The sequence below is a fragment of the Brevundimonas intermedia genome (assembly GCF_004614235.1).
Classification (GTDB): domain Bacteria; phylum Pseudomonadota; class Alphaproteobacteria; order Caulobacterales; family Caulobacteraceae; genus Brevundimonas; species Brevundimonas intermedia_A.
The window spans coordinates 402,841-419,020 of sequence record NZ_SPVH01000006.1 but is presented as its reverse complement, the minus strand read 5'-3'; the positions used below and the strand labels follow the sequence as shown (position 1 = coordinate 419,020).

Below are 16,180 nucleotides of genomic sequence, written 5' to 3'. Positions count from 1 at the left end.
GAACGACCCCGCGTCACCCAAAATCATATAAGGAAGCCCTTATATGCCCAAGGCGGCTTCGGTATGAGTAGCGTATGACCCAGATCGCCGTCCTGATCCCCGATCCGTCCGACCGCTCCTACATCGGTCGCTGGCCCGATGTGCTGGAGCGGCTGAAGGCGACGCTGGAAGGGACCGGCGCGACGGTTTCGCCGACGCCCTGGACCGATCACGCGGAGGACGCCTCGGGTCTGGCGGCCTATGATCTGATCCTGCCGGTCATCGCCTGGGGCTATCACCGCGATCATGGACGCTGGCTGAAGGCCTGCTCGACCTGGGCCGAAGTGGGCCTGCCGGTGGCCAATCCGGCCGAAGTGCTGCGCTGGAACTCGGACAAGGCCTATCTGGCGAGGCTGGCGGACAAGGGCGTGCCCATTGCGCCGACCCGCTGGACCGACGGCGTGACCCAGGATCAGGTAGAGGCCGCCTTCGCCCAGACCGGCGCGCCGGTGCTGATCGTCAAGCCGACGGTGTCCGCCGGGGCGTTTCGGACCCTGCGCGTTACGCCCGGCGAGGCGTTGAGCGACGCACCCGAGGGCGCGGCGATGATCCAGTTCTATCTGAAATCCATCGAGACCGAGGGCGAGACCTCGCTGCTGTTCTTCGGCGGCCGGTTCAGCCACGCCGTCAACAAACGCCCGGTCCCCGGCGACTTCCGCATCCAGACGCAGTTCGGCGGCCTCTATACGGCCGTGACGCCGGATGCGCAGGCCATGGCCCTGGCGCAGCAGGTGCTGGCGGCTATCGACGAGCCGCTGCTGTACGCCCGCATCGACCTGGCCCGCGACGACGCGGGCGCCTGGGTGTTGATGGAGGCCGAACTGATCGAGCCCGACTTCTACCTGGACCACGATCCGGCCGACGGCTCCGGTTTCGCTCGCGCCGTCGCCAAACGGCTGGGCTAGGTCCGCGCCTCGCCCAGGGCCAGCAGCCCCGCTCGCGACGGGCACAGGTCGGCGATAAGGCAGGACAGGCAATTGGGCTTCTTGGCTGTGCAGGTGTATCGGCCGTGCAGGATCAGCCAGTGGTGGGCCTTGGGCAGCCATTCCTCCGGCACGACCTTGAACAGCTGGGCCTCGACCTTGTCGGGCGTTGCGGCGTTGGCCAGGCCCAGCCGGTGCGAGACGCGAAAGACATGGGTGTCCACGGCGATGGCCGCTTCGATCCCCAGTTCGTTCAGCACCACCGAGGCCGTCTTGCGCCCGACGCCGGGCAAGGCCTGAAGGTCGGCGCGGTTCAGCGGGACCTCGCCGCCGTGCTGCTCCAGCACGATACGGCTCAGGGCGATGACGTTCCTGGCCTTGCCGCGATAAAGGCCGATGGAGGCGATGTAGGGAACCAGCCCCTCTTCCCCCAGGACTAGCATCTTTTCCGGGGTGTCGGCGACCTTGAACAGCCGGTCGGTCGCCTTGTTCACCGATACGTCCGTGGCCTGGGCCGACAGGGCGACGGCGACGACCAGGGTGTAGGGGTTGGAGAAGTTCAGCTCGGTCTTGGGGTCGGGCATGACGCCGGACAGGCGTTCGAAGATGGTCTCGACACGATCCTCGTCCGGCGGCCAGCGCAGCACGGGAATGGCCGCGCCGGTCATGATGGACGGGCGTTTGGCGGGCTTTGCAGCGGGCTTCCTGGCCTTGGCGGGCTTCATGCCTCGCTGTCGCCGTCGTCGCGACGTGGGTCAAGGCCCAGGACAGTCAGGGCCGCGTCGGCTGCGCGCCGCCCCTCCATCCAGGGGCCGTGCGCCGTGCCGTAATAGACCGGCGCCGTCGCCTCGCCGGCCAGGAAGATGCGGTCCTCGACTGCGGTGCGAAGTTTCGCCCGGTCCGCCGCATGGCCCGGCAGGGCGTGGGAATAGGCGCCGCGCGACCAGGGATCGACGCCCCATCCGCTGACCGCGACCGCCTCCAGCCGTCTGCGCATGTCCGAGCCCAGGGCCGCGACCAGTTCGGACAGGGCGAAGTCGAACAGGGCGGCAGGCCCCTGCGCCTCCAGCCCCCAGGCCAGGTCGGCGCCGAAATAGGCCTCGATCATCGGCCGCCCGAACGGTCGCAGGTGATAGCCGCCGGTCTGGGCCGTGTCGGTGCGGGTCCATAGCTGTGTGTCGGGCTGGAAGTCGCCCGCGCCGCGCACCGTCATATGTACCTTGGACGCAAGGCCCAGCGGCACGCCCGCCGTCGCCTCAAGCAGGGCGGGAACGGGCGGGTCGATGCGGATGGTCTCGCTGGCGATCAGACTGTTGGGCGCGGTCAGGATCACGACCCGCGCCGTCAGTTCGCCCCGGTTGGTTTCCAGCCGCAGCAAGGGGCCGGATCGGTCGATGCGACGCACGGCGCAGTCGGTCACCGTGACCGACGCTGCGGCCTCGCCCAGGCGCGCGATCAACCGGCCATAACCCTCGCGCACCCGCCAGTTCACGCCGGTGTCGCCATAGGCGTCGTAATCCAGGCTGGAGACTTCGCCGAACCGCGCGCCGTTCAGGGCGCCGGAGATGGCGTCCATGCGTGCGTTCCAGCGGCTGTCAGGATCGAAGAAGTCGGCGGCCGGGCGGTCCTCGCCTCGCGCGGCCGCCTCGGTCACGCGCTGGTCGAAGGCGGCGAAGGCCTCTCCGAACGCGGCCTGATCCGCGCGGGTCATCTCGTGGTCGAAGGCCTGGGTGCGCCAGGGCGGCGGGGTCTGGTCCAGCGTCAGCCCCTCGGCCTCGACCCGCCCGGCCAGGACATTGTCGTCGGCCGAGTGCAGCCAGCCGCACCCCATGTCCAGGCCCTCGCCCTCGGCCCTGACGTCCAGGCGCGGCCGCCGATCCGGTCGCGGGCTTCCAGCACCAAGATCGACAAGCCATTATGAGAAAGATGGGGCCGCATCAGGCGGCGCGCGGCGGCGATCCCGGCCGCGCCGGCCCCGATCACGACGACATCGACCTGTGACGGGAGAGGATTCGAGGCCTTGGGGAGATCGGTCATGCAGCGGGAAAGATACACGAAATTCCCGGCCGCCGTGGAAGCGTTCAAACATTCACACGATTGGTCATTGATTTTTGGACGGCGGGGTCCATTTTAGCGCCGCTTCAAAACGTCGCACCCTCCCCGGATGTCCCATGTCGCCTGAACTCAAGAAACGCCTGCCGCTGTTCGCGGCGGTCATCGTCGGCCTCGCCCTGATCGTGGGCGGCGTCATCTGGTGGGTGAACGGCCAGCGCTGGGAGACCACCGACAACGCCTTCGTTCAGGCGGACACCACCCTGGTCAGCCCGCAGCTTTCCGGGCGCGTGACCGAGGTTCTGGTCGGCGACAACCAGCGCGTCGAGGCGGGACAGATCCTGGTCAAGCTGGACGATTCCGATCAGAAGGCCGAACTGGCCCAGGCCGAGGCCAATCTGGCGGCGGCCATCGCCTCCGTCGGCCATGTCGACGCCCAGGCCGAGCAGGAACAGGCGACCATCGCCGCCCGCGCCGCCGCCGTGACCCAGGCGAACGCCCAGGCCGGTCTGGCCCGCGCCGAGGTCGATCGTTACGGCAAGTTGGCCGAACAGGGCTGGGTGTCGCAGCAGCGCATCCAGACCGAGCGCGCCTCGGCCGCCACCGCATCCGCCGGCGTTCAGCAGGCCCAGGCCGCCCTGGTCGCCGAACAGCGCACCGCCGGCGTGCTGGGCTCGACCCGCCAGCAGAGCGTCGCCGCCGTCGAACAGGCCCGCGCCGTCGTCGATCAGGCCCGCATCGCCCTGCAGCGCACCGTCATCCGCGCCCCCGCCGCGGGCGTCGTCGGGGCCCGCAGCGTGCGCGCCGGCCAGTACGTCAACGCCGGCACTCAGCTGCTGTCGATCGTGCCCCTGACCCAGACCTATATCGTCGCCAACTTCAAGGAGACGCAGCTGGACAAGGTGCGTCTGGGCCAGACCGTCGAGATTTCGGCCGATGCCTTCCCCGGCCGCAAGATCGAGGGCCGCGTCGACAGCTTCGCCCCCGCCACCGGCTCCGAGTTCGCCCTGATCCCGGTCGAGAACGCCACCGGCAACTTCACCAAGATCACCCAGCGCGTGCCCGTGCGGATCGTGGTCAGCGGCGCCGACCGCAGTCTGGCCCTGCGTCCCGGCCTGTCGGTGGACGTCAAGATCGACCTGAAGAGCCAGGGCGGCCAGAGCTTCGGCGAAGCCGCGATCGGGGCTGCGACGACGGGAGCCGCGGGCCAGTGACCGCCGCCGTCCCCGCCGCAGATGGCGGGGCCCCTGCCGCGCCCAAGGGCCCCGTCGCCGGCCATCCCGAGATCAACTGGACCATGCTGCTGCTCGGCTTCGCCGGGATGGTGGTGGGCCAGTTCATGGCCATTCTGGACATCCAGATCGTCGCCGCCTCCCTGCCCCAGATCCAGGCTGGCGTGGGCGCCTCGGCCGACGAGATCAGCTGGATCCAGACCGCCTATCTGATCCCCGAGGTGGTGATGATTCCCCTGTCCGGCTTCCTGTCGCGGCTGTGGGGGACGCAACGGCTGTTCCTGGCCTCGTGCGCCGGCTTCGTGCTGATGAGCATCGCCACGGGCCTGTCGTCGTCCATCGACATGATGATCCTGTTCCGGGCGATCCAGGGCTTCGTCGGCGGGGCCATGATCCCGACCGTCTTCGCCGTCGCCTTCACCGCCTTCCCGCCGGACAAGCGGGTCACCGCCAGCGTGGTCATGGGCCTGATCGTCACCCTGGCGCCGACTGTCGGACCCACCCTGGGCGGACACCTGACCGAGTGGCTGAGCTGGCGGTGGTTGTTCTTCATCAATGTCGGGCCGGGCCTGCTGGTGCTGTTCCTGGTCGGGCGGTACGGCAACTTCGACAAGGGCGATCCGACGCTGGCGAAAGGGTTCGACTGGTTGGGCCTGGGCTTCATGGCCGCCTTCCTGATGTCGATGCAGTTCGTGCTGGAGGAGGGCGCCAAGAACGACTGGTTCGAAGACACCCATATCCTTCTTCTTGCGGTGGTCGCGGCCGTCGCCGGGCCGGTGTTCGTCTGGCGATCCCTGACCTATCGCCAGCCGATCGTGGAGTTGCGCGCCTTCGGCAACCGCAACTTCCTGGTCGGTTTCATCATGACCTTCATCGTCGGTTTCGCCCTGTTCGGCGGCACCTTCCTGTTGCCGTTGTTCCTGGGGCGGGTGTTGGATTATTCGTCGTCCCAGGTGGGCACCACCATGGTCGTCTCGGGTCTTGCCATGTTCGCCACCGCCCCCTTCGCCGGGCGACTTGTGCGCAAGATGGACGCGCGCATCCTGATGTTCGGCGGCTTCATGCTGTGCGCCTGGGGCATGTGGGAGGCGCGGGTTGTCACCCAGAACTGGGGCTTTTGGGAATTCGCCTCGGTCCAGGCCTTCCGGGGCGTGGGCGTCATGCTGGCCATGATCGCTTCGCAACAGGTGACGATGGCGACCCTGCCGCCGCATATGGTCAAGAACGCCTCGGGCCTGGTCAATCTGGCGCGCAACGTCGGCGGCGCCTTCGGCCTGGCGATCCTGAACACCAGCCTGACCACCAACACCGCCCTGCACATGGCCGAACTGACCAGCGGCATCACCCAGGGCGACCAGGCGATGCGGCAGATGCTGGCGGGAATGGCGCTGCGGTTCTCCGGCTCCATCGACCCGGCCGCCTCGGCGATGAAGGCCATCTACGGCCTGTTGCAGAAACAGGCGACGACGATGGCCTTTGGCGACGCCTTCGCCCTGTTGGGCATCCTCTGCGCCGGCGCGGCCTTCGTCACCCTGGCGGCGCAACCGGTGAAGGCCCAGGCGGGCGCGCCGCCCTCGGACGTCCATTGATGGCGCGCCGTCGCGGACAGGTCGATGAAAAGAAGAGCGAGGCGATCCTGGACGCCGCCGCGACCCTGTTCGCCGACAAGGGGCTGCAGGCCAAGATGGACGAGATCGCCAAGCTGGCCGGCGTGTCCAAACAGACGGTCTACAACCGTTTCGCCTCCAAGCTGGAGATCGCCCAAGCCCTGGCGTCGAAGCGGGTCGAGGACATCATCGCCCCGTTGCGCGGCGCCGGCGATCCGCAGACGGTGCTGGAGACCTTGGCCTTGACCCTGCTGAACCGGGTGTGCAGCGCCGACAAGGTCGGATCGATGCGGGGCGTGGCCCTGGTGTCGGTCGAGGCGCCCGAGATCGCCCACGCCATATATGAGGCCGGGCCGCGTCGCAGCCTGAGAGAGCTGGCCGCTTGGCTGGCGGAACAGACGCGGTTGGGGCGGCTGAACGTCTCCGATCCCGAGGAGGCGGCCGAGATGTTCGCCGGCCTGGTGCTGGGCCACGGCCATCTGCGCGCCATGCTGGACGTGCCGCAGTTGGCGCCCGAAAAGCGCCGGGCGCGGGCCAGGGAGGCGGCGCGCATCTTCGTCGTCGCCCATGCGTCTCCACCCTCGCGTTTGGCCAAAGCGAAGACTTCTTGACCCCGCGGCGTTAGAAGCGCTGGTGTTTTCGTAGCCTGAGAGTGTCGCCATGCTGATCCATCTGTCGTCCTGGCCCGAGATCGACGCCCGGCTGAACGACGGCGGTCCCCTGTCGAAGACGGTGGTCGTGCCCATCGGCTCCAACGAGCAGCACGGACCGACGGGCCTTCTGGGCACCGACTGGCTGTGCCCCGAGATCATCGCCCATGCGGCCGAGAAGATCGATGGCGGCCTGATCGTGGCCCCCACCTTCAACATCGGCATGGCCCAGCACCATCTGGCCTTCGCCGGCACCATCAGCTTGCGCCCCTCGACCTTCATGGCCGCGATCACGGACTGGGTGTCGTCGCTGAGCCGGCACGGGTTCGAGCGTATCTATTTCCTGAACGGGCATGGCGGCAATGTCGCCACCATCGAGGCGACCATCTCGGAAATCTACGCCGAGTGGAGCTTCGTCGAGGATCAACCGCCCTTTATCCTGAAGCTGAAGAACTGGTGGGACCTGCCGGGCGTGCACGGTCTGTGCACTCGCCTGTTTCCGACCGGCCATGGGATGCACGCCACCCCGTCCGAGATCGCGGTGACGCAGGCCGCCTATCCCGAGCGGATCAAGACGGCCGACTACAGCCCGCAGATCGCGCCCAACGGCCCGATCCGTGACGCCCTGGACTATCGCGCCCGCTTCCCCGACGGCCGGATCGGCTCGGACCCGGCCCAGGCCAGTCCCGAAAAGGGCCAGCAGATCATCAACGCGGCGATCCCCGCCCTGTTGAGCGACATCGCGGCCTTCGCCGCAGAGACTGAAGCCGGAGGTCCTCACTGACCCGCAAGACCCCCACAGCCGCCAACGCGGCCATCGTCGGCGCCGAGATTCTGGCCGCATCGGCCGAGGTGATCGCGGTCCGCACCGGCCTGATAGCTCAGGGGCTGACCAGCGCCAAGGGTCAGGACCTGAAGGAGCTGTCGCTGATGAGTTCGGAGAAGACCGAGGCCCTGTCCGCCTCGGCCGACGCCATGGCCGCCAGCGCCGGGGCCATAGGCCAGCGGCTGGGACGGGCGGCGATGGACGAGGGCGCGCATGCGCTGCGGGCGGCGGCGGCGGTCACCCAGGCGCGCACCCCGGCCAAGGCGGCCGAGGCCCAGTTCAGCTATGCTATGGGCTGGTGGAGCCGGGCGGCGGCCCAGGCCATGACCCTGAACGGCGAACTGATGAAGGCCCAGGCGGAAGCCCTGGCCCCCATCCACAAGACGGCGACGGCCAACGCGAAACGGCTGCGCAAGAAGAGCTAGCGCCTACAGGCAAAGCGGAGCGCGGGCGCCGCATACGCCAGAATCAGCTACAGGAGTCTCCATTGCGGCAGTCCCGCACGCCACGGCCGACACTTGAAACCGCCCACAGCTTTCACCGTGAAGGCGTCTTCAGGGTTGGCGGCGACCACGTGTCTGACGAAGAGCGGATGCGCCTCGCTCGGGAGGTCTCGGACACGCTTCACAATCTGATCAAGGCCGAGTTTCCAAGAACGAACCATCTAGAATATGCCGTTCTCAAGTCACACTTGATCGTCGAACACGCCATCACCGAGTACATCAGGTGTACATCCTCAATCCTAGTGGAGCCTCAGCACGTTCGATTTTCGTTTCACCAGAAGGTTGAGATCGCCTATTTGATGGGCTTGGGTGCGCACGACCCGATCCTTCTTCCGTCGATCGAGCGTCTCAATAAAATACGAAATCAGGCAGCGCATTCTTTTGTACTCGACAGGGCCCTGGTCGATGAGATGCTGCGGATCAATTCGGAAGACTACGAAGAGTTCGAGATCCGGGATGACCGGGACCGCATCAAGCGGTTGCGTTGGTTAAGCGCTTTCATTGTCGGTCATATCTCAGCAGGCATCACCGTAGCTGCGTTCTGGAGCAGCAAGAGCAATCAGGCGCTATTGGCGGAGGGCCGACGCAAAAATGAAGCCGACTAGCTGCGGCCATGCGGACTTACCCAGCGCAGCGCTTGCGACCCCAGCTTAGACCGGATCTGCTGGGCATCCGCAAAGGGACGAATGCGGAAGTTGCGTGCCGAGAGTGGTCGCGCGAAGATGTCGCTATGAACACCGGCATCAAGGACTGGACAGCGGTGAAGCGGGCTGTTGGCGAGGTCGTAGCTGCTCGACCAGACGAATATACGCCGGCGATCGTTGGTAATCTGGAAGATCTGCTAGCCCACATTCAGAACTCCAGTCGGCCTGCTCCATCCGTCATGCCGGGTTATTGGCCTACCTTCCTTTTGGAGTGGGAAACCGAGGAGGCGAAGAACCTCCAGATCGAAGTCTTCGACGACCGCTACGAAGTTTCCCGGTTCTTCGATGGCAGGACCGACGTCTGGTATGAGCCCCACACGTATGGAGACACCTTCTCCGACCAGTTCATCGCCGAGCTACCCAACGCGGATTGAACGTCCGCAAGGGGTCGTGAATTATCTTCAAGATCGTGCCGACAACCGGACCTTCAAAATCATCACTGAGGGGGAGGGTCTGGATGAAGCGTTCAGTCTCAGGCCGTCTCGACGATCTTGAGCTTGGGCTTCTTGACCTTGGCGGGTTTGGCGGGGCGGTCGGCCTTCTTGGCGGCTTTTTCGGCCTTCCTGGCTTCCTTTTCGGCCGCCTTCAGCGCCTTTTTGGCGGCCTTGGCCTCGGCCTTGGCGGCGTCGGGGGCGGCGTCGGCGGCGGCGGCCAGCTCGGCCAGCTGAGTCAGGAAGGTTTCGCGTTGGCCCTTGGGCAGCAGGGCCATGATCCGCTTGTCGGCGGCTTCGACCAGCGGACGGGCGGCCTCCAGACGGGCGGCCCCTTCCGTGGACAGACGAACGGCCTTGGCGCGGGCGTCCAGGGTCGAACGCTCCCGCTCCAGCAGGCCCTTGGCCGTCATGCGGGTGACCAGATCGGCCAAGGTCGAACGGTCGATGCCGGTCATACGCACCAGTTCGGTCTGGGTCAGGCCGGCCTTGATCGAGACCGCCTCCAGCACAGCGAACTGGCGCTGGGTCAGGCCGTCGGCGCCGGTCTCCTCGGCATAGATGTCGAGCGCCAGTTGCAGCGCGCGGTGCATCAGGTGGCTGGGCGAGGTCGCCAAAGGCCCGACCTTCCGTATCGCTTTTCCAGCCTTGACCATCGAACCGCTCCCTCAAGTTTCGTCCGAACACGTATCAGCTATGCTTTACGATTTGACGGGAAAAGCGCGTCGGTTCCGTGACAGTTCGCCCGAACTACAGCCCCGTATCGGGCGAGACGGGGGCGGGTTCCTCGTCCTTGATCATGTGTTTCATGATGAAGAAGACCTGCCAGACGCCGAAGACGGCCGAGGCGATCCACAGGCCGCCGCGGAAAGCCACCCATGTATCGTCCGACTGGGTGCGCCAGACGATCTCGTTGACGATGCAGACGGCTGCGAAATAGAGGCCGTAGCGCAGGGTCAGGCCGCGCCAACCCAGGTCGGTGATCTTGATCGCGTCGCCCAGCAGGTATTTGAACGGATATCGACCCATCGGCAGCGAACCCAGCAGAACGACCGCCAGAAGACCGTTCTGGATCGACAGCTTGATCTTCAACAGGTTCGGGTCGTGGAACACGATGGTCAGAACGCCGAAGATCAGGGCGAAGCCGCCCGTCAGCAGGGGCAGGGGCGCCAGTCGCCGTTCCACCGCATAGCCGACGATCAGCGCGATGGCCGAGGCGCCCACCAGCACCCAGGTCGCCTGAACCAGCGCCTCCTGCCCGTCCAGGCCGCGCGCGAAACGGTTGACGGCGTAGGCGGCCATGAAGGCGACCAGGGCGCCGAAATCGACGGCCTGGCGGATGCTGGAGGCCTTGCGGGTTGTCTCGGTCATGTCAGTCTTCCAGTCCCACCAGCGAGCGGGAGAAGGCGCGCGCGTCGAACGGTTGCAGGTCTTCGACGCTCTCGCCCACGCCGATCAGCATCAGGGGGGCGTCGGACGCCTGGGCCACGGGCACCAGAACCCCGCCGCGCGCCGTGCCGTCCAGCTTGGTCATGACGATGCCGGTGACGAAGGCGGTGCGGCCGAAGATCTGTTCCTGGGCCAGGGCGTTCCTGCCCACCGTGGCGTCCAGCACCAGCAGGGTGTCGTGCGGGGCCTCGGGATCGATCTTCTTGAGCACCCGCACGATCTTGAGCAGTTCGTCCATCAGGGCGGACTTGTTCTGCAGCCGGCCGGCGGTGTCGATCAGGACGACGTCGTAGCCTTCGGCCCGCGCCTTGGTATAGGCGTCGAAAGCCAGGCCCGCGGCGTCGGCGCCGTCGCGGCGGCTCTCGAAATGGGCGCCGGCGCGCTCGGACCAGACCTTGAGCTGTTCGCGGGCGGCGGCGCGGAAGGTGTCGCCGGCGACGATCATCACCTTGGCGCCCTTGCCTGTCAGGTCGGCGGCGATCTTGCCCAGGGTCGTGGTCTTGCCCGAGCCGTTCACCCCGACGAACAGGACGACATAGGGTTTGGGCCCGTTTAGCGGATCGAAGGTCGCCTGGCGCGGCGACAGTTCGGCGGCGACGGCCTCGGCCAGCGCCTCCTTGACCTCATGCGCCTGGGCGTCCTTGCCGAACTTTAGGCTGCGGAAGCGTTCGACGATGCGGGCGGAGGCGGCGGGGCCGAGATCGCTTTCCAGCAGATGCTCTTCCAGCTGCTCCAGCGAGGCCTCGGACAAGGGTTCCTTGACGAAGGTGGCGACGACCTGATCGGTCATCTGTTTGGAGGAGCGCGAGAGCCCAGCGGACAGGCGCTGGAACCAGCCCTTTTTCGGCGTGTCGGTCATGGGATGGCTTTAGCGGGGGCGAAGGCGAACGTCATCCGCATTCGCAAAAAGAGGCGCTTGCATCGGATCGCCGGCAGATTATACGCATCAAATACGTTTCATATAGTCGAGACCACTCCATGGGCATCGTCAACATCGAAGACGAACTGCACGAGCAGCTGCGTCGAGCCGCAAAGGCGTCCTATCGCTCCATCAACGCCCAGGCGGCGTTCTGGATCAGGATCGGCATGTTGTGCGAGACCCATCCGGGCGTGACGTTTCAGGAACTGGTGGCGCGCGAGCTGAGGGCGGCGGGCGTGGATGCGCCTGCCCAAGACGCTCCAATGCCGACGGCCGCCGCCGCGTGATCAAGACGCCGACCGAGATCGAGCTGATGGCGCAGTCCGGGCGGTTGCTGGCCTGCGTCTTCACACATCTGGACGCGATGACGCTGCAGGGCCTGAGCACGCTGGAGATCAACGACCGCGTCGAGGCCTTCATCGTGGACGAGCTGAAGGCGCGACCGGCCAGCAAGGGACAGTATGGCTATGGCTTCGTGCTGAACAGTTCGATCAATCAGGTCGTCTGCCACGGCGTGCCATCGGCGGACGAGGTGTTGAGGGACGGCGACATCGTCAATCTGGACATCACCCTGGAAAAGGACGGCTTCATCGCCGATTCCTCCAAGACCTATCTGATCGGGTCGGTGGGACCGCAGGCGCGCCGTCTGGTCCGCACGACCTATGAAGCGATGTGGAAGGGCATTCAGGCGGTGCGACCCGGCGCCAAGCTGGGCGATATCGGTTTCGCCATCGAGAGACACGCCCGCAAGGCCGGCTATTCCGTGGTGCGCGACTATTGCGGCCACGGCATCGGGCGCGAGATGCACGAAGACCCGCAGGTGCTGCATTTCGGCAAGGCGGGGACCGGCGCGACCCTGCGCGAAGGCATGACCTTCACCATCGAACCGATGCTGAACCAGGGCGTCCGCACGGTCCACACCGAGGACGACGGCTGGACCGTGGTCACCGGCGACGGAAAACTGTCGGCCCAGTTCGAACACACCGTGGCGGTGACCAGGGACGGGGTGCGGGTGCTGACCCTGAGGCCGGACGAGAAGTGGGCGGGGTGAACTGTGCACTCAGTCTCCTCCCTGCTTTGCGGGGAGGTGGCGCGGCGCGTCTTCCGCGCCGTGACGGAGGGGCTCTGCACCGCATCACAGGCGTCCGTGGGACTTCAAGAGCCCCTCCACCGCTACGCGGTCCCCCTCCCCACTGCGTGGGGAGGAGACGGACGGTCAGCGTGCCACCGACCAGGCCGCATAGGCGTCCAGCGCCGTTTGGGGCTGGGCGAGCCACCAGGAATAGCCGTTGCGGCGGCCGACGGAGATGCCGTTGACGTCGTCGTGGATCGACTGGTCCTTGTCGCCGAAGATCGGGCGGCCGGTGACCAGGTCGTAGTTGCGCGACCAGATCGGGCCGGCGCCGGGCTTGTCGATCAGCTTGCGGCCATCGTCCGTCATTTCGAACGACTTGTCATAGGTGCGGTTCGCCTCCAGCCAGGCGACGCCGCCGCGAATGGCGGCCTGGACCTGGGGCGACGGATCGGGTTCGCCCATCAGGAAGATCAGGATGTCGGTCGTTTCGCCGCTGGCGATGGAACGGGGTTCGTAGTTGCGGGCGCTGGTGGGGACGAGACGCATCGGCTCGACCTGTTGCGGCCAGCCTAACAGGCGGTCGCCCCCACTCTCGTCTTTTTGTCTGACCTGGGCGGCCAGGATGACGTCGATGGCCTTCCTGGTCGCCTCGCCGGCGCGGACCTTCAGTTCGGCGGGGACGAAGTCGAAGCCTTCCGCGCCCTTGGACACGTCGCGCAGGATCATGGCCGCCTCGGCCACCGCATTGTCGTTGAAGGTGATGGAATCGTGGAAGCCGCCCTCCAGCGGCCAGATCTGGGGCCAGCCGCCGTTCGGATACTGGGCGTTCAACAGATAGTGGACGCCCTTGATCACGCTGGCGCGCCAGGCGTCGCCCTGGGCGCCCGGCGTCCGGGCCGCGACCTTGGCCAGATAGCGCATCTCGGTCCAGGTGGAGTTGTTGTCCAGGGTGCCGACGAAGGTCCAGAACCGGTCTGCGGGGGCGTCGAAGTTGGCCGGGTTCTGCTCCATCGTCTCGGCGTCGTTGGAGAAACGTTGGCCCGGCAGGCGGGCGATGGAGCGGTCCTGGTTCTTGCTCCAGCCCCCGGCGGGGGTCTGGAAGGTGACCACGGCGTCGGCGACGGCGCGAGCTTCGGCCGTGCCGTACCAGGCGGCGGGGCGATCCAGCGGCATGTGCGAACTGTTGCCGCGAATGGCCAGGGGCGGCGGGGGCGGAGTCGCCCCGGCCGGCAGTTCGGCGGCGAGGGCCGCGCGATCCGCCAGATGCTGGGCCTGCGACCTAGCCAGATAGTCGGCCCAGGCGCCGCGCTCCTCATCCGGCAGGGCGCCGATCCGGTCGATGGTCAGGCCCACCGCCGGGGTGTTGGCGCGAATGACCTCGGCCTGGGCCGCGCCGACGGTGAGACCGGCGGCCAGAACGAGGGTCAGGACCGAGGCGGCGAAGGCGTGTCTCATGGTGCGTTTCCTGGATGCGGTCCGGCTTATGCGCCAGTCCCATTATTTGCCACGCACTCTACATATTGAAACCGGGTGCGCAAGGCGGCGAGGGCGAGTTTGATCGAACCTCCGTAATCGACGGATTCTCGCCCTTCATCTTTCCGGCTATATGAAGGACGACGACCGGCGCGCGCCGGATGCAGCGGACGATCCGATGGTAGACGCCACCTCCTTCTTCTCGCCCAAGACGCACGGCTTCGTGCGCGTGGCGGCGGCGACGCCGATCAGCCATGTCGGCGACCCCAGATCCAATGCGCAGGAACACGTCGCCCTGATCCGTCAGGCGGGCGAGCAGGGCGTGGACCTGATGGTCTTTCCCGAGCTGTCGTTGTCGGCCTACGCCATCGACGATCTGCATATGCAGGCAGCCTTGCTGGACGAGGTGGAGCGGCAGATCGCGGTCATCGCCCAGGCGACGGGCGACAGCGATCTGGTCGCCGTGATCGGCGCGCCGATCCGCAACGGCGACGCCCTCTATAACTGTGCGGTGGTGATGGGCGCCGGCGAAGTGTTGGGCGTCGTGCCCAAGACCTATCTGCCCAACTACCGTGAATACTATGAGAAACGCTGGTTCGCGCCGGCGACGGCCCGCAGCGAGGACGTGATCCTGCTGAACGGCGAGACGGTGGATTTCGCGCCCGGCCTGCTGTTCGGGGCGGTGAACCGGCCGGGTTTCGTCTTCGCGGTCGAGATCTGCGAGGACTATTGGGCGCCCCTGCCGCCCTCGACGCGGGCGGCGCTGGCGGGCGCGCGGATATTGCTGAATCTGTCGGCGTCCAACATCGTCATCGGCAAGGCCGACGAGCGGGCCATGCTGAGCGCCAGCCATTCGGCGCGGACCCTGTCGGCCTATGTCTTCGCCGCCTCGGGCTGGGGCGAGAGCACCACCGACCTGGCCTGGGACGGTCAGGCGACGATTCACGAGCTGGGCTCCAAGCTGGCCGAGGGCGAGCGGTTCGCCCTGGAAAACCATCTGACCATCGCCGACGTGGACGTGGACCGGATCGGCCTGGACCGGCTACGGAACGGCACCTTCGCCGAATGCGCCCGCGTCGAGGGCGAACCGGCGACCGTCGTCCCCTTCATGGCGCGCGAGGATGCGGTAGAGAGCGAGCTGATCCGCCCGCTGGACCGTTTCCCCTTCGTGCCGGACGACGCCGGACGGCTGGATCAGGACTGCTACGAAGCCTTCAACATCCAGGTCCAGGGGCTGATGCGCCGGATGACGGCGACGGGGGCCGAGCGGCTGGTGATCGGTGTATCGGGCGGGCTGGATTCGACCCAGGCCCTGCTGGTCGCCTGTCGCGCCTTCGACCGGCTGGACCTGCCGCGGACGAACATCCTGGCCTTCACCATGCCGGGCTTCGCGACCTCGGATGGGACCAGGTCCAACGCCTGGGCCCTGATGACCGCGCTGGGCGTCACGGGCGCCGAGATCGACATCCGCCCCGCCGCCGAACAGATGTTCAGGGACATCGGCCATCCCTACGCCGAGGGTCAGCCGGTCCACGACATCACCTTCGAGAACGTGCAGGCGGGGCTGCGGACCGACTATCTGTTCCGGCTGGCGAACCAGAACAAGGCCTTCGTTCTGGGGACCGGCGACCTGTCGGAACTGGCCCTGGGCTGGGCCACCTACGGCGTCGGCGACCATATGAGCCACTACAACGTCAACGGCGGGGTGGCGAAGACCCTGATCCGGCACCTGATCCGATGGGTGGCGACCGGCGACCTGATCGGCGGCGAGGCGCGCACGACCCTGCACGCCATTCTGGACACCGAGATCTCGCCCGAACTGGTGCCGGCGAAAGACGGCGTGATCCAGTCGACCGAGGGGACGGTCGGCCCCTATGCGCTGAACGACTTCTTCCTGTTCTACATCAGCCGGTTCGGGCTGAAGCCGTCCAAGGTCGCCTTCCTGGCGCACCAGGCCTGGAGCGACGCCGGCGCCGGATATTGGCCCGCCAACACGCCCGAGGATGAAAAGGTCGAATATGACCTGGCGACCATCAAGGGGTGGCTGAGGAAGTTCCTGATCCGCTTCTTCCAGACCGCCCAGTTCAAACGCTCAGCCCTGCCCAACGGGCCCAAGGTGGTGACCGGCGGGTCCCTGTCGCCCCGCGGCGACTGGCGCGCGCCGTCGGACGGCAATGCACGGGTGTGGCTGGACGAACTGGACGCCAACGTGCCGGACTGAACCGTCTCCTCCCCGCTCGGCGGGGAGGTGGCGCGGCGCCTCTTCGCGCCGTGACGGAGGGGTTCTTTCCGCATCA

The 16,180-nt window shown here is 66.8% G+C and carries 18 protein-coding genes; 11 read left to right on the top strand and 7 right to left on the bottom strand.

Annotated features, from left to right (window positions below; translation table 11 throughout):
* Positions 1–74: 74 nt before the first annotated feature.
* Positions 75–944, top strand: coding sequence for an ATP-grasp domain-containing protein (locus EGY25_RS08365; RefSeq protein ID WP_135194542.1), 870 nt, complete (start codon positions 75–77; stop codon positions 942–944).
* Here the strand turns inward: EGY25_RS08365 and nth are convergent.
* Genes nth through EGY25_RS16775 form a run of 3 tightly spaced genes read right to left on the bottom strand, consistent with a single transcriptional unit; the run spans position 941 to position 2,900 of the window.
* Complete coding sequence (gene nth / locus EGY25_RS08360) at positions 941–1,687, bottom strand: endonuclease III (RefSeq protein WP_135194541.1); 747 nt, start codon at positions 1,685–1,687, stop codon at positions 941–943. The genes EGY25_RS08365 and nth overlap by 4 nt on opposite strands.
* The gene (locus EGY25_RS08355) at positions 1,684–2,793 is read right to left on the bottom strand and encodes a flavin monoamine oxidase family protein (RefSeq protein ID WP_245159399.1); all 1,110 of its coding nucleotides are present in this window, start codon (positions 2,791–2,793) and stop codon (positions 1,684–1,686) included. Before EGY25_RS08355 ends, nth begins: the two co-directional genes overlap by 4 nt.
* Entirely contained in the window at positions 2,724–2,900 is a 177-nt protein-coding gene (locus EGY25_RS16775; RefSeq protein ID WP_245159471.1) for an FAD-dependent oxidoreductase, read from the bottom strand. The genes EGY25_RS08355 and EGY25_RS16775 overlap by 70 nt, the downstream gene beginning before the upstream one ends.
* Positions 2,901–3,133: 233 nt before the next feature.
* Between EGY25_RS16775 and EGY25_RS08350 the strand changes: the two genes are divergently transcribed.
* The 7 genes from EGY25_RS08350 to EGY25_RS08320 all read left to right on the top strand — a co-directional run bounded on the left by EGY25_RS08350 (position 3,134) and on the right by EGY25_RS08320 (position 8,910).
* Positions 3,134–4,228: an HlyD family secretion protein gene (locus tag EGY25_RS08350; RefSeq protein ID WP_135194540.1), complete on the top strand. Its 1,095-nt coding sequence runs from the start codon at positions 3,134–3,136 to the stop codon at positions 4,226–4,228.
* Positions 4,225–5,835: a DHA2 family efflux MFS transporter permease subunit gene (locus EGY25_RS08345; RefSeq protein WP_135194539.1), complete on the top strand. Its 1,611-nt coding sequence runs from the start codon at positions 4,225–4,227 to the stop codon at positions 5,833–5,835. Before EGY25_RS08350 ends, EGY25_RS08345 begins: the two co-directional genes overlap by 4 nt.
* On the top strand, positions 5,835–6,464 hold the full coding sequence (locus tag EGY25_RS08340) for a TetR/AcrR family transcriptional regulator (RefSeq protein ID WP_135194538.1): 630 nt from the start codon (positions 5,835–5,837) through the stop codon (positions 6,462–6,464). Before EGY25_RS08345 ends, EGY25_RS08340 begins: the two co-directional genes overlap by 1 nt.
* 49 nt (positions 6,465–6,513) lie before the next feature.
* Complete coding sequence (locus EGY25_RS08335) at positions 6,514–7,287, top strand: creatininase family protein (RefSeq protein ID WP_135194537.1); 774 nt, start codon at positions 6,514–6,516, stop codon at positions 7,285–7,287.
* A 68-nt stretch (positions 7,288–7,355) separates the two neighbouring features.
* Positions 7,356–7,754, top strand: a complete 399-nt coding sequence (locus tag EGY25_RS08330) for a phasin family protein (protein ID WP_135194536.1) — start codon at positions 7,356–7,358, stop codon at positions 7,752–7,754.
* 62 nt (positions 7,755–7,816) lie between these two features.
* Positions 7,817–8,437, top strand: a complete 621-nt coding sequence (locus tag EGY25_RS08325) for a hypothetical protein (RefSeq protein WP_135194535.1) — start codon at positions 7,817–7,819, stop codon at positions 8,435–8,437.
* A 125-nt stretch (positions 8,438–8,562) separates the two neighbouring features.
* Positions 8,563–8,910 (top strand): hypothetical protein, encoded by a 348-nt coding sequence (locus EGY25_RS08320; protein ID WP_135194534.1) that lies wholly within the window; start codon positions 8,563–8,565, stop codon positions 8,908–8,910.
* A 98-nt stretch (positions 8,911–9,008) separates the two neighbouring features.
* Here EGY25_RS08320 and EGY25_RS08315 read toward each other — a convergent pair whose 3' ends face one another.
* The 3 genes from EGY25_RS08315 to ftsY all read right to left on the bottom strand — a co-directional run bounded on the left by EGY25_RS08315 (position 9,009) and on the right by ftsY (position 11,275).
* Positions 9,009–9,623, bottom strand: a complete 615-nt coding sequence (locus EGY25_RS08315) for a MarR family winged helix-turn-helix transcriptional regulator (protein ID WP_135194533.1) — start codon at positions 9,621–9,623, stop codon at positions 9,009–9,011.
* A gap of 94 nt (positions 9,624–9,717) precedes the next feature.
* Entirely contained in the window at positions 9,718–10,338 is a 621-nt protein-coding gene (locus EGY25_RS08310) for an inner membrane-spanning protein YciB (RefSeq protein WP_135194532.1), read from the bottom strand.
* Position 10,339: 1 nt separating this feature from the next.
* Positions 10,340–11,275 (bottom strand): signal recognition particle-docking protein FtsY, encoded by a 936-nt coding sequence (gene ftsY / locus EGY25_RS08305; RefSeq protein ID WP_135194531.1) that lies wholly within the window; start codon positions 11,273–11,275, stop codon positions 10,340–10,342.
* 119 nt (positions 11,276–11,394) lie between these two features.
* On the opposite strand from ftsY, the gene EGY25_RS08300 reads away from it, so the two are divergent.
* Together EGY25_RS08300 and map are read left to right on the top strand one after the other, a co-directional pair.
* Positions 11,395–11,622, top strand: coding sequence for a ParD-like family protein (locus EGY25_RS08300; protein WP_135194530.1), 228 nt, complete (start codon positions 11,395–11,397; stop codon positions 11,620–11,622).
* A complete protein-coding gene (gene map, locus EGY25_RS08295) occupies positions 11,619–12,386 on the top strand; it encodes a type I methionyl aminopeptidase (RefSeq protein ID WP_135194529.1) in 768 nt (255 codons plus the stop codon). The genes EGY25_RS08300 and map overlap by 4 nt, the downstream gene beginning before the upstream one ends.
* A 165-nt stretch (positions 12,387–12,551) precedes the next feature.
* On the opposite strand, the gene pelA is transcribed toward map, so the two are convergent.
* Positions 12,552–13,865, bottom strand: coding sequence for a pectate lyase (gene pelA / locus EGY25_RS08290; protein WP_135194528.1), 1,314 nt, complete (start codon positions 13,863–13,865; stop codon positions 12,552–12,554).
* Between the two features lie 196 nt (positions 13,866–14,061).
* On the opposite strand from pelA, the gene EGY25_RS08285 reads away from it, so the two are divergent.
* Positions 14,062–16,104 carry an NAD(+) synthase gene (locus EGY25_RS08285; protein ID WP_135194527.1) on the top strand — a complete coding sequence of 681 codons (2,043 nt, stop codon included), beginning with the start codon at positions 14,062–14,064 and terminating at the stop codon, positions 16,102–16,104.
* Positions 16,105–16,180 lie beyond the last annotated feature (76 nt).